The following is a 13,318-nucleotide window of genomic DNA, read 5'->3' on the forward strand; positions in this document are numbered from 1 at the left end:
AGCATGATAGAGATAAAAAACCTTCCACAACCAAAGACATACGGTCCGCTTGGAAATTTACCAGTAATCGATAAAGAAAAACCGGTACAATCTTTTATGAAGCATGCAAGAGAGCTTGGACCAATTTATCAATTTCATTTCCCGGGACGTGCGAGCACCTTTGTATCAAGTGCGCGCCTTGCTGCAGAGATTTGTGATGAAAAGCGTTTTGATAAGCAGGTCGGCCCTGCACTGCAGAAGGTACGTGCATTTGGAGGGGACGGTCTCTTTACAAGTAAAACAGAGGAGCCGAACTGGAAGAAAGCCCATCAGATTCTGCTGCCTAGCTTTAGCCAGCAGGCAATGAAAGGCTACCATGATAAAATGGTTGACCTTGCGCTGCAGCTTGTACAGAAATGGGCACGGCTGAATGCCAATGAAGAAGTACAGGTGCCGGATGATATGACACGTCTGACGCTTGATACGATTGGATTGTGCGGGTTCAATTACCGGTTTAACAGTTTTTATCGTGAAGACGCCCACCCATTTGTCGAGAAGATGGTGAATGCACTTGATGAATCAATGAACCAGACACAGCGCCTTGGTATTCAGGATAAGCTGATGGTCCGCTCTAAGCAGCAGTTCAAGGAAGACATTGATTATATGTTCAACCTTGTGGATCAGCTGATTGAAGAGCGTAAGGAAGCCGGTGACCAGGGTGAGAACGACTTGCTTTCGCACATGCTGAAAGGAAAAGATCCTGAGACTGGTGAGACACTGGATGCAGAAAATATCCGCTATCAGATTATCACGTTCTTAATTGCAGGGCATGAAACCACAAGCGGTCTGCTGTCATTTGCGATTTATTATTTACTGAAGCATCCTGAAAAACTTCAAAAAGCGTATGCAGAAGTAGATGAAGTGCTGGGTGATGGGGTCCCTGACTTCAAACAGGTGAAAAAGCTGAAGTATGTCAGAATGATTCTGAATGAAGCGCTTAGACTCTGGCCAACTGCGCCGGCATTTTCAGTTTATGCAAAAGAGGATACAACCCTGGCGGATGAAGTGAAAGTTGAAAAAGGTGACACATTCACACTTCTGATCCCTGAATTGCACCGGGATACTGCAGTATGGGGAGATGATGTAGAAGCATTCAGACCTGAGCGTTTTGAAGATCCATCAGCTATTCCGCATCATGCGTACAAACCATTTGGCAATGGACAGCGTGCCTGCATCGGTCAGCAGTTCGCAATTCATGAAGCGACACTCGTACTTGGCATGGTACTGCAGCATTTTGAACTGGAGGATCATTCGAATTATGAGTTGGATGTGAAAGAAACACTGACCTTTAAGCCAGAAGGATTGAAAATGAAGGTTAAAGCGAGAAAAGAACAGATTCAGACACAGGCAACAACTTCAATAGAAAGTCATGAATCATCAGGATCTCAGTCAGCTGCCATTGCATCACACGGTACGCCTTTACTTGTGCTGTTTGGTTCTAATATGGGTACTGCTGAAGGTATTGCGCGTGAACTGGCAGATACAGGCCGTTATAAAGGTTTTGAGGTTACAGTTGCACCGCTTGACGACTATACTGCAAACCTTCCTGCCAAAGGAGCTGTATTGGTTGTTTCTGCTTCCTATAACGGGAATCCACCGGACAATGCTGTAGACTTCACAGATTGGCTTAGCAATGATCAATCTGAGGATCTGAAGGGAGTCAGCTATACAGTCTTTGGATGTGGTGACCGAAACTGGGCAGATACGTATCAGCGGATCCCTCAATTCATTGATGAAAAACTTGAAGCTAAAGGTGCGTCCAGACTGCTGAAACGCGGAGAAGGTGACGCAGATGAAGATTTTGACGGTGATATTGAAAAATGGCAGGCGAGCCTGTGGCCGGCACTGGCTGAAAAGTTTGACCTTGACATTGAACCGGATAACCATGCGTCAGCATCAGTATCTATGGAGTATGTCAGCGGCGTAAGCTATACACCGGTTGCCAGAACATATGAAGCCTTCTCATCTGTGATCCTGGAAAATCGTGAGCTTTTAAGAACTGATCAACGAAGTACCCGTCACATTGAGGTTGCACTTCCTTCAGGCGTCACTTACCAGGAAGGGGACCATCTTGGCGTATTACCTGAAAATGCTCAGGGATTAATAGACAGAGTGCTGCATCGCTTTGGATTAAATGGTGATGAGTATGTAGTACTTGGTGAAGGAGCAGGCCGTGCAAACCATTTACCAACTAACCAGCCTGTATCCCTCTCAGAATTGCTGGGCCGTTATGTCGAACTTCAGGAGCCGGCGACGCGCGCCCAGATCCGAGCGCTCGCAGCGTGTAATCCATGTCCTCCTCACAAAATGGAGCTTGAGCAGCTGACTGAAGATGAGGCTTATAAGCGTGAGGTCCTCAGCGTCAGAAAAACAATGCTTGAACTGCTTGAGGAATTCATGTCATGTGAGATGACTTTTGAAGCGTTTATCTCTTTACTGCCGCCTTTAAAAGCAAGATACTACTCTATTTCAAGTTCACCACGTAAAACAGGGGAGCAGCTGAGTATCACTGTCAGCGTCGTACGTGGAGATGCATGGAGCGGGAAGGGTGAGTATGCAGGCGTCGCGTCAAATTATTTAGCGGCAAGACAAGCAGGAGACAAAATTGCCTGCTTCATCCGCACACCTCAGTCATCATTCCAATTGCCTGAGAACCCTGAAACACCACTTATTTTGATTGGACCGGGAACAGGTGTGGCACCATTCCGTGGTTTTATCCAGGCACGCCATGCGCTTCAGAAAGAAGGCATCACTCCTGGACAGGCGCACCTGTACTTCGGTTGCCGTCATCCGGAGCAGGACTTTTTATATGAAGATGAACTGAAGGAAGCTGAAAAACTTGGATTGATCGAGCTGCACAGCGCTTTTTCAAGACAAAGTGCCGACAAAGTATATGTACAGCATTTAATAGAACAGAACGCAGAGACGATTCTTTCACTTCTGGACCAGGGAGGGAAAGTATACATCTGTGGAGATGGCAGTAAAATGGCGCCGGATGTGTTGAAAACATTAAGCCGTTGTTATCAGAAACGTCACCAGACAGGCAAGGAAGAAGCCTCAGCCTGGATTGATGAATTAGAGCGGTCAGGACGTCTTGCAAAAGATGTATGGTCGGCGAAGTAATTTAAAAAGGCAGAGCAGGGGCAAAAAAACCTTCTCTGCCTTTTTTGTTATAATAAAAGTGAACAAACTTCCAGAAACAAAGGAGAGAAAATAATGAGCAAAAGCAAAGCAAAAAAGCGCCGTCTGCATGCGGTGAGAAACGGCAGATTTGATGTTGAGATTAAGCGCGGCACACAGGTTGAGATCAGTACACATGTCAGAAAAACGAAAACGAAAAAGGAGAAGCTGGAGCAGGTGAAGCACAAAAAATCAACATCAGGGTGGAGGGTAGAAAAAGTTGCCTGATGGAATAAGGAACAGTGAAGGTCACAGGATCAGTACCTGGCCTTCAAAAAGCAGACCCACTCAGTATTTAGTTCTGAGTGGGTCTGCTTTTAGGTTTTGAAGGACATTGCCCCCAGGGTTTACGGTATGTCCGGGTCTCGTCGAGTGCGGTATTCTGCCCGTTGAGGTAGCGACACACCCGGGGTGAGTGCGGCGTGCAGCGGATTGAGGTAGCGATACACCCGGATTGAGTGCTGCGTGCTTCCGATCGAGTGCCGTAACCTCCAGATCGGGTGAACGCCACGCCCACTTGATGCCTTTAAGAAACTAAAAGCATGTGACCTAAGGGCATGAAGCGTGTAAGGTATTCTGACGGTGTCTGGTAATCATCGAGGTTTATGTGCACTGCGTTGAGGTAGCGACACACCCGGATTGAGTGCTGTGTACTTCCAATCGAGTGCCGTAACCTCCAGATCGGGTGAACGCCACGCCCACTTGATGCCTTTAAGAAACTAAAAGCATGTGACCTAAGGGCATGAAGTGTGTAAGGTATTCTGACGGTGTCTGATAATCATCGAGGTGTGTGTGCACTGCGTTGAGATAGCGACACACCCGGGTTGAGTGCGGCGTGCTTCCAATCGAGTGCCGTATTCTCCAAACCAGGTGCAGCACCACTCCCACCCCTCATACCTATCATTCAAACAATCATTTGAATATTTGATTGACATCAGCCGCTTCGCACGCATACACTATAACTAAACAATCAAACAATTATTTGAATGAGGTGCAAACATGCAGAAACAAACGAACCAGACATCGCCAGATACATGTGACACGTATTGTTATGACGAAGCGGTAGTCAATCGGGTACAGCCGAAAATCCCTGAAGCGGAAGGTGTTGAGCTGATTTTTAAAGCACTGGCAGATGCCACCCGGGTAAAAATTGCTTATGCGCTCACACTAGAAGATGAGCTTTGTGTCTGTGATATCGCAAACATTATAGGCTGCTCAACAGCGACTGCATCACATCATCTGAGGCTGCTTCGTAATATGAAGCTTGCGAAATACCGTAAAAAAGGAAAGCTGGTATTTTACTCACTGGCTGATGATCATGTGCGTCAGCTTGTGTCGATTGCGCTAGTTCATGCGAATGAGGAATAGAGGTGTTTGACATGCAAAAAACTGAACAGGAAACAAAATCATCCTGCTGTTCCGCTGAAGATACGAAGGAAGAAGCAGCAAAAAAATGCTGTTCAAGTAAAATTTCAGAAACTGAACAATCAGCAGAAATGGATGATAGAAAAACCTATAAAGTAACTGGGATGGACTGCCCATCATGTGCTTTAACCCTTGAAAAGGGCCTCTTAAAAACAGAGGGAATCCAATCTGTCAAAGTCAATTATGCGGCAGGAAAAATGGCTGTCGGTGCTGTAAGCGCTGATATATATGATGCAATTCCGGGACACGTTAAGAAGTATGGATTTGAAGCTGAACCGGAAAGTCCGGCAAAAGATGCGAACGTGTATCAGGTAAGCGGGATGGACTGCAGCTCATGTGCAGCAACGCTTGAAAAGCATATGTCTGGTAACCCTGGCGTCCAGAGCGTAAGGGTTAACTTTTCAACAGGAAAGATGCATATTGCCCATACGCTGACTGCAGATCAGGTCATAAAAGAGGTGCAAAAGTCAGGCTTTGATGCTGTACCTGCAACTCTCCGGAATCAGAAAAAGGATGATCAAAAAGCAGTAAAGGCACTGCCGGTCACAACCATTTCCGGGATCCTTTTAGCTCTTGGATTCATCGGATCTTTTACAGCCATCCCTGAGTTGCTGGTGACTGCATTTTACGCAGCTGCGATTGTCATCGGGGGATATAAGCCTGCGAGAAGTGCATTTTATGCAGTAAAAAGCCGGTCACTTGATATGAATGTACTGATGGTCACTGCAGCAATCGGAGCAGCACTGATCGGTGAGTGGTTTGAAGGGGCGACGGTTGTCTGGCTGTTTTCGCTCGGTAATGCACTGCAAAACCGGTCAATTGAACGCACGAGAGATTCAATCCGCAGCCTGATTAACCTGACGCCTTCTGAAGCTGTGATCAAAACGGCAGATGGCACAGTTGTAAAAGATGTGGAGGACGTGGCGATCCATGACATTATGATCGTAAAGCCAGGTGAGAAAATTCCGCTTGATGGCGAGATTACTGCCGGAATATCGAGTCTGAATCAGGCGCCGATTACCGGTGAATCGCTCCCTGTTGATAAAGAGCCGGGTGATCAGGTATATGCAGGTACAGTAAATGAGAGCGGCTCTCTTGAGGTAAAGGTCACCAGACTCTCGGAAGATACAACAATTGCACGCATTATCCATTTAGTAGAAGAAGCACAGGATCAAAAGGCGCCGACGCAGGCATTTATCGACCGATTTGCTGGAGTATACACACCGATCGTTTTTGTGCTTGCGATTCTTGTTATGGTGGTTCCACCGCTTGCAGGATTTGGTGCCTGGAGTGAGTGGTTCTATAGAGGACTTGCGTTACTAGTCGTTGCCTGTCCATGCGCACTTGTCATATCAACGCCTGTTGCGATTGTCTCAGCGATCGGAAACGCAGCACGCAACGGTGTACTGATTAAAGGTGGAACGTTCCTTGAAAAAGCGGGTGCCATTAAAGCAATCGCATTTGATAAAACAGGTACGTTAACAGAAGGAAAGCCGAAAGTAACACAGGTGATTGCACTTGAAGAGGATAGTGAAAGGCTTGTTAGTATCGCAAAAACAATTGAAGAGCATTCAACGCATCCAATTGCGCAGGCGGTCATCAGCTATGCAAATGAACGGGAGATTTCCTCTAAAGCCGGCAGTAACTTTACTGCAATTGCGGGTAAGGGTGCGACTGCAGTCATTGACGGGACTGAATATTTTGCAGGGAAACCAAAGCTATTTAAAGAGATGGGTATTTCAACCACCCATTTAGATGAACGGATTGACCTCATGCAAAATGAAGGCAATACGCTTGTGGCAGTCGGTACGCGGAATCAGATTCTCGGGTTGATTGCAGTCGCTGACACGGTTCGGGATATTACAGTCCGTTCCATTGAAAAGCTGAAACAGGCTGGTATTGGTGAAATGGTGATGCTGACAGGGGATAATGAAGGAACAGCGAAGAAAATGGCTGCTGAAACCGGCGTAACCCGCTACTTTGCAGAACTGATGCCAGAAGATAAGGTGACGGCTGTGAAGAAACTGCAGAGTGAAGGAAAGCAGGTAGCCATGGTAGGTGATGGCATTAATGATGCGCCGGCACTTGCGACAGCTGATCTGGGAATTGCAATGGGCGGCGCCGGAACAGATACTGCGATGGAAACGGCTGATATCGTTCTGATGGCAGATAACCTTGAAAAGCTGCCGCATACGATCCGCCTGAGCCGAAAAGCGCTCACGATCATTAAGCAGAATATCTGGTTTTCACTGATTACAAAGCTTGCCGCACTTATGCTGATTTTTCCTGGGTATTTGACGCTATGGATGGCAGTGTTGAGTGATACGGGTGCTGCGCTGATTGTGATTTTGAATAGTATGCGGTTGTTGAGGATGAAGTGAGGGGAAGCAGATCCGGTTTTGGGTCTGCTTTTTTTAATGTGTTACTGGATGAAAAGGTTCAATAGGGGGAGTAATTATTCAGAGGGCTTGTATATCCACAGCCGTGGGTAAATAATCAAACCAGCCCCAGATACAAATCTAAAAAGAGGGACCTTCACATAGAAGAGGCCCCCTTAGCTGTATAGTCTAAAAAATCACAAATCCAATCACGACAAAATACGTAACTACAGCCGTTATTGAAGGCAGCAGGTAAGTAAACGTATTGCGTGTATGATCCCTTTTTACAATCACCATTACAAGTGTAGTCAGTACAAATCCGATCAGAGAGATGAAAATCAGATCATTACTGGTGTACTTCCATATATTACCTCCAAAATAAAAGATATCTCCAAATGCAATGACTAATACATTGAAAACATTACTGCCGAGGATGGCACCAATAGCCATATTGACATTACCCAGTCTCAGTGCCATAAAAACGCCCATCGCATCGGGCAGTGAAGTTGCTAACGCAACGAGGATACTGCCGACAATCGTTGCACTGACTCCGGTGTTTTGAGCAATGGCATCACCGGACAAAGACAGTGCACTTCCGAAAATAAAGATCAGAATTGAAAAGATAATAAATTGCCTTACTGCTATACGCAGAGATGGATGATTTTTTTGTTCTTCTGCTTTTTCCTCAGGTGCGGGCTCCTGCTGCTTTTTAGAAATGTACAACATCCCAACCACATAAATGGTGGCAACTGCAAAGCTGGTCAGGCCGATATTCAGCAGTGAAATCGAGACAGTTGAAATCAGTCCGACCGCAGTAATCACACAAAGAATTAAAGCAATGGAACCTGTGTACATATGGTGATGAGAGGCATTTAGAAAAAGCCGCTTTTTCCTGAAATATATATCTAACACAAATAGAATAAAAGTGTTGAATACAATACTTCCAAGCCCATTACCAACTGCAATATCCGCACTGCCAATGATGCTGGCAGAAACGGTTGTTGTCAATTCAGGCAGGGATGTCGCTACAGCTAGAAGAATTGTTCCGGCAAGAAACCCGCCCAGATTTGTCTGCTTACTGATCGTATCAGTGTGCCTCGAGAGGTAAACGGCCGAGAGTGCTGATACAACTGCTGCAACAGTAAAAATAATGATATATAACCACGTCATAATGTTGAACTCCTTAAACTCGTAAAAGATTAAATCCTGAAACTGATAATCGAATAGCGCTCAGAACATACGTGGCATATACCCCTTTGTAACGGTTCTACACTTTGGAAATTTTTTCAGTGGATATATAAATAGATGGTTGTGGCATTTATTGAATGTAGACCTGACCCGGTACGGACGTGGTTCTTCGATGACAGCAGGGAATGAATCAATTGATCGGGGGAGCCGTGCTTTCGTTATTAAATCAATATGGGAGTAGGTTCAACCATCATCCCTGATGCCAAATCACTCTCAAAAAAAAGACCCTCTCCACAAGGATCTGCTTTGACAACCTTCTTTATTTGATCTTAATCTTCCACCGGTCAATATATCTCCCGAGCAGCTTTTGAAACTGCCTGATGTCCTCTTCAGAACTAAAAAAACGTTTGGGTGCAACAATTGCTCTATTTTTAGATATAAACAAAATAAACATTGCAGGTGTTTCCCTGACAGATAGGATCTGGCTCCATTCATGATAAACAACTGAACGCCCCTGCTCGAGACGAATACCTTCAGGTGAAAAGTGATAAGTAAGATCTTTATATAAACCTGGATTACTTTTGAATTCCTGCTTCGCTCTGATATAGATGGCTAGCCTGAGGATAAAGTAGATCAATAATGTACCAGGCAATGCGACGATAACCACAACAAGCAGCGCCATGAAGAGGCCTTCTTCATTGTCAGCAGGTATACCAATGATCAGTGAAAAAGCCAGAAATGCAATCAGACTTGCCCACTTCATGTAGTTCTCACTATGGATTTCGTTATATTTCCTGAATTCCTTAAAAGTTAACATTCCGGTCGCCACCACTTCCTGTGAAGCTGGCTGCTTGGTATATGACATAAGTAGCTCCTTACATTTGAAGTTGCTTTTCATTGTAACACAGTTGTTTCATACAAAAAGCGACCAGGCCACTTCATAAAAAGTGACATGGTCGCCTCCTCAAAATGATCAGCTCTGCTGCGTCTGATACACTTCCTCATAAGGCTGTACAACAACAAATCCATTCCCTGAAAACTTCATCTGCACAGACTCTCCGCTGCCTCGTCCGAAAAAGCTTTTCAGCTGAACGTCTGTGACAAATTCCGGCTCAAGATTACCTGACCAGGCAACCGTTGCGTTCGGGTCAGTGAATACCGGCTTGTTCGGTGTGACGTGTAAAGTAAGCGGCTCATAATGTGAGGTGAAGGCAACAAGCCCCTGACCTTCAAGACGCACATTGAACAGTCCCCCAGCCATCATTCCTGCAACACGTCTCATCAATTTGATATCCCAGTCCAGCCCATCCTGAAATGCGAGCAAGTCATTTCCGTTAATAAAAATGCTCTCACCTTCAAGATCAAGCACAGTGATTTTCTTGCCCATATCTGCAATGTAAAGTCTGCCCTGACCATTCGCCTTCATCAATTGAGCACCTTCACCACTAAAGGCCTTCTTCACAAACTTTCCAAGCCCATGCTCAAGCATACCTTCGCGTTCAAATTTAATATTCCCATCATAAGAAATCATCGAGCCTGCTTTTGCCCAGACCCTTCCATTCAGATTAACCTCAAGCAACCGGTCAGTCTCGAGCTCAAAAAAATCACGTGCGTTATCTTCCTGCTGCGTTTCCTGTACAAATTGTCTGATCGAGTACTTTGACATATAAATTCCTCCTCAGTTTGGATAACAGTATATACGATTAAATATAGAAATAGTTCCATCTCTTAAAAAGCTTTGAGAGAGACTCACAGGTTATTTTTAATAAAGTGAAGCATAAACTTCAACAAGCTCATAATGGCAGGTGGACCTCTATGCATGAAATGTCTCTGATGGCAGAAATCATTCAAGCAGTATCTGATGATGCACAGTCAAGAGGATTTAAGAGAATCGAGCGTATGGATGTGATTGTAGGGGAGCTGTCGAATGTTTTATCGGATGCCCTTGAACTCGCCTTTTTTTATTTTCAAAAGCAGGGGGTTCCATGTATTGATGAAACCACGGTATTAAAGATCATAACAGAACCTGCAATAGCCAGGTGTGCAGAGTGCCAAATAGAATTTAACCCGGATTATCGGATTGCTCTCTGCATTCAATGCGGTGGGACGGGCTGTGTGTTGTTATCTGGTGAAACGTTCATGATCGAATCATATGAAGGAAGTGAATAAGCTTGAAAATGTACCTTCAGGAAGATGTATTAAAGGATCAAAAACGCGCTGCCGCTTTTAACAGGGAACATTTCAAACGTGCTAAAACGCTTGTCATTAATCTGATGAGTTCACCGGGAGCGGGGAAAACGACACTGCTGGAAAAAACGATTCAAGAACTCAAAGATGATTACCGTATTGCTGTCATTGAAGGGGACTTAGCTACAGAAAGAGATGCTGAACGTCTTCGGGCACTGGGTATTCAGACAGTTCAGATCAACACGGTCGGGGGCTGTCATTTGGATGCAAGAATGATCGCAAAAGAGCTTCAGCATTTTCAACTTGAAGAAATTGATCTTTTGTTTATTGAAAATATAGGAAACCTTGTCTGTCCATCAGGATACGACCTTGGACAGGACTACAAAGTGGTGCTGTTGAGTGTGCCTGAAGGAAACGATAAAATCCCTAAATATCCAATCATGTTCAGGCGTACTGATATGACAATTATTAACAAGATCGACCTGCTGCCTTTTGTAGATTTTGACCCCGCTGAAGCCAAAAGTGATCTGAGGGCCATTCATCCGGAAGCTAAGCTTAAGCTGCTTTCAGCTAAAACAGGGGAAGGGTTCGAAAGCTGGATAGACTGGTTAAGGGAAGTTCATCAGGCATGCACGCACTAAAAGTCACGGTGAAAGGAAGGGTCCAGGGGGTGGGATTCCGTCCGTTCATCTATTCACTTGCAGCGAAATATCAGCTGACAGGCACTGTGCAAAATAACGCAGGCAGTGTACTGATACATATTGAAGGAAACAAAGATATCCTTTCCAAAATGATTAAAGATATCCGACTGCACACACCACCGCTATCAAAAATTGTTGAGATGGAAGTGCAGCATGCAGCAGTAAAGACGTATAAACATTTCATGATTATACCGAGTGAAAAGAATACCGGTTCACTTCCGTGGATCAGTGCAGACGCTGGGGTTTGTGATCAATGCATCAAGGAAATGATGGATCAGAAAAACCGCCGTTTTCATCACCCGTTTATTAACTGTACCCAATGCGGTCCGCGATACACGATTATTCAGGATCTTCCGTATGACCGTCCATATACGACGATGAGCCGTTTTCAAATGTGTCCTGAATGTCAGAAGGAATATATGGATCCCGAGAACAGGCGTCACCATGCCCAGCCGATCAGCTGTAAATCCTGCGGACCTGTGCTGAAGCTTTTTAATCGTCATAAAATGCTAATAGCTGAAAGGCAAGAAGCAATCAGGGCAGCCATTGATGTACTTGAGCATGGGAAGACAGTTGCGATCAAAGGGATCGGTGGCTACCATTTAGCCTGCGACGCTCTTCAGGAAGATGCCGTCAGGGAAGTGAGGAACAGAAAGCAACGCCCTAATAAACCGTTAGCAGTTATGTTTAATTCGTTAGATTCGATTAAAAAGTATTGCCATGTCTCTGATGATGAAGAAGAGATGTTAATGTCATATGAAAAACCTATTGTTGTATTACATAAAAAATCTGACTGCTTCCTGCCTGATCTATTGTCTCCCGGTTTAAATACAGTGGGTGTCATGCTGCCCTATACGCCTTTGCATCATTTGCTGTTTGAAAGCGGGAGACTTACATGTTTAGTCATGACAAGCAGTAATCTCTCCGGTCATCCTATTCAATACGATGACAGTGATTTAGAGTCGCTTCATAGAACAGGGGATACTATTTTATCTCACGACCGGGCGATTTATGTTCCGGTGGATGATTCTGTTGTTCAATTCGAATCAAATGAAAAAATGTTCATCAGAAGAGCAAGAGGGTTCGTTCCTGAACCTTTTCCTGCACAATCGAATGTGGACGGAATTATTGCGCTCGGTGGACAGCAGAAAAATACGTTTGCCATTGGAAAACAGAATGATATATGGGTGGGTCCTCATATTGGAGATCTTGATCATGAAGAAATGGTTCAATCGTTTTTAAAGCAGCTTCATCATTTTAAAGATTGGCTGCAGGTCTGGGGGGAAGTGATTGCAGTCGACCAGCATCCCCAGTACACAACTTCTTATTTAGCTGAGGAAATGCAGGGTTCAGTCATCGCTGTACAGCATCATCACGCCCATCTCGTCTCGTGTATGGAGGACAATGGCTTAACTTCTCCTGTGCTTGGTCTGATCTTAGACGGAACAGGCTATGGAGAAGATGGATGCATATGGGGGTTTGAGTTCTTATATGGAGATGCCGATTCATTTGAGCGGGCTGCTCACTTAGCTTATACACCTTTGCCGGGGGGAGAGAGGGCAGTGAAAGAACCCTGGAGAGTTGCAGCAGGAATGATCCTGCATCATTGGCCGGATGATGGAATGGAAATAGCCGGACAGCTTTTTCCGGGGAAACAAAAGGAAATTGAGATGATTAACCAGATGTGCTTACATGCTATCAACAGTCCGATGGCAGGATCATGTGGCCGCCTGTTTGACGCAGTCAGTGCAATACTTGGCGTTTGTCTTACCTCTACATATGAAGGTGAAGCAGCCATGAAAGTGTCTGCCATGATGAACGGAACCGGAGAAGAATCAAATGCTGAACCTTACCCGTACCTCTTGAACCAAAGAGAAGATGGAATGTTTGAGCTTGACTTCTCTCCGATGCTTCAACGGATTATTCATGAGAAGTTTGCATCTCAATCAATTAAAACGATTATCCGGAAATTTCACATGACCATCATAAGCGCTTGTGTAGAGACAATTTTATTCATATTCAAGAGACACCCTGACTGGAATCAGACAGTTGTGTTTTCGGGAGGGGCTTTTCAAAATCAGTTTTTAACAAGAGAAATAAAAGCACGTCTTCAAAAGAATCAGATCAACGTCTATACCCATAAAAAAGTTCCCTGCAATGATGGCGGGTTATCACTCGGTCAGCTCATCATTGCCGCAAGTAAACGTAAAAGGCGGTGAC

Annotated in this window: 10 protein-coding genes; 7 read left to right on the forward strand and 3 right to left on the reverse strand. The window is 44.9% G+C overall.

Going from position 1 to position 13,318, the window contains the following annotated elements; all coding sequences use genetic code 11:
• The first annotated feature begins 3 nt into the window (after positions 1-3).
• From DH10bf12_RS08525 to DH10bf12_RS08540, 4 genes are all read left to right on the forward strand, one after another.
• On the forward strand, positions 4-3,162 hold the full coding sequence (locus DH10bf12_RS08525) for a bifunctional cytochrome P450/NADPH--P450 reductase (protein ID WP_471738065.1): 3,159 nt from the start codon (positions 4-6) through the stop codon (positions 3,160-3,162).
• A 93-nt stretch (positions 3,163-3,255) separates the two neighbouring features.
• On the forward strand, positions 3,256-3,447 hold the full coding sequence (locus DH10bf12_RS08530; RefSeq protein ID WP_471738066.1) for a hypothetical protein: 192 nt from the start codon (positions 3,256-3,258) through the stop codon (positions 3,445-3,447).
• A gap of 771 nt (positions 3,448-4,218) precedes the next feature.
• Positions 4,219-4,587: an ArsR/SmtB family transcription factor gene (locus DH10bf12_RS08535; protein WP_471738067.1), complete on the forward strand. Its 369-nt coding sequence runs from the start codon at positions 4,219-4,221 to the stop codon at positions 4,585-4,587.
• Between the two features lie 11 nt (positions 4,588-4,598).
• Positions 4,599-7,025 (forward strand): heavy metal translocating P-type ATPase, encoded by a 2,427-nt coding sequence (locus DH10bf12_RS08540; RefSeq protein ID WP_471738068.1) that lies wholly within the window; start codon positions 4,599-4,601, stop codon positions 7,023-7,025.
• A 186-nt stretch (positions 7,026-7,211) separates the two neighbouring features.
• Here the strand turns inward: DH10bf12_RS08540 and DH10bf12_RS08545 are convergent, their stop codons facing one another.
• The 3 genes from DH10bf12_RS08545 to DH10bf12_RS08555 form a co-directional block, all read right to left on the reverse strand.
• Complete coding sequence (locus tag DH10bf12_RS08545; protein WP_471738069.1) at positions 7,212-8,192, reverse strand: sodium:calcium antiporter; 981 nt, start codon at positions 8,190-8,192, stop codon at positions 7,212-7,214.
• A 337-nt stretch (positions 8,193-8,529) separates the two neighbouring features.
• The gene (locus DH10bf12_RS08550; RefSeq protein WP_471738070.1) at positions 8,530-9,075 is read right to left on the reverse strand and encodes a YcxB family protein; all 546 of its coding nucleotides are present in this window, start codon (positions 9,073-9,075) and stop codon (positions 8,530-8,532) included.
• 108 nt (positions 9,076-9,183) lie between these two features.
• Positions 9,184-9,876 (reverse strand): AIM24 family protein, encoded by a 693-nt coding sequence (locus tag DH10bf12_RS08555; protein ID WP_471738071.1) that lies wholly within the window; start codon positions 9,874-9,876, stop codon positions 9,184-9,186.
• A gap of 149 nt (positions 9,877-10,025) precedes the next feature.
• On the opposite strand from DH10bf12_RS08555, the gene DH10bf12_RS08560 reads away from it, so the two are divergent.
• The 3 genes from DH10bf12_RS08560 to hypF are packed head-to-tail and all read left to right on the forward strand — an operon-like array spanning position 10,026 to position 13,317.
• Positions 10,026-10,379 (forward strand): hydrogenase maturation nickel metallochaperone HypA/HybF, encoded by a 354-nt coding sequence (locus DH10bf12_RS08560; protein ID WP_471738072.1) that lies wholly within the window; start codon positions 10,026-10,028, stop codon positions 10,377-10,379.
• A 2-nt stretch (positions 10,380-10,381) separates the two neighbouring features.
• On the forward strand, positions 10,382-11,038 hold the full coding sequence (gene hypB / locus DH10bf12_RS08565; RefSeq protein WP_471738073.1) for a hydrogenase nickel incorporation protein HypB: 657 nt from the start codon (positions 10,382-10,384) through the stop codon (positions 11,036-11,038).
• Positions 11,026-13,317: a carbamoyltransferase HypF gene (hypF, locus tag DH10bf12_RS08570; protein ID WP_471738074.1), complete on the forward strand. Its 2,292-nt coding sequence runs from the start codon at positions 11,026-11,028 to the stop codon at positions 13,315-13,317. The genes hypB and hypF overlap by 13 nt, the downstream gene beginning before the upstream one ends.
• The last annotated feature ends 1 nt before the right edge of the window (position 13,318 follow it).

The sequence above is a fragment of the Jeotgalibacillus sp. 10bf12 genome, from assembly GCF_055597105.1.

What these genes read in the sequence shown, in the direction of transcription:
- DH10bf12_RS08525 (WP_471738065.1), top strand. Translation starts at nt 4, where the DNA reads ATGATAGAGATAAAAAACCTTCCACAACCAAAGACATACGGTCCGCTT.
- DH10bf12_RS08530 (WP_471738066.1), top strand. Translation starts at nt 3,256, where the DNA reads ATGAGCAAAAGCAAAGCAAAAAAGCGCCGTCTGCATGCGGTGAGAAAC.
- DH10bf12_RS08535 (WP_471738067.1), top strand. Translation starts at nt 4,219, where the DNA reads ATGCAGAAACAAACGAACCAGACATCGCCAGATACATGTGACACGTAT.
- DH10bf12_RS08540 (WP_471738068.1), top strand. Translation starts at nt 4,599, where the DNA reads ATGCAAAAAACTGAACAGGAAACAAAATCATCCTGCTGTTCCGCTGAA.
- DH10bf12_RS08545 (WP_471738069.1), bottom strand. Translation starts at nt 8,192, where the DNA reads ATGACGTGGTTATATATCATTATTTTTACTGTTGCAGCAGTTGTATCA.
- DH10bf12_RS08550 (WP_471738070.1), bottom strand. Translation starts at nt 9,075, where the DNA reads ATGTCATATACCAAGCAGCCAGCTTCACAGGAAGTGGTGGCGACCGGA.
- DH10bf12_RS08555 (WP_471738071.1), bottom strand. Translation starts at nt 9,876, where the DNA reads ATGTCAAAGTACTCGATCAGACAATTTGTACAGGAAACGCAGCAGGAA.
- DH10bf12_RS08560 (WP_471738072.1), top strand. Translation starts at nt 10,026, where the DNA reads ATGCATGAAATGTCTCTGATGGCAGAAATCATTCAAGCAGTATCTGAT.
- hypF (WP_471738074.1), top strand. Translation starts at nt 11,026, where the DNA reads ATGCACGCACTAAAAGTCACGGTGAAAGGAAGGGTCCAGGGGGTGGGA.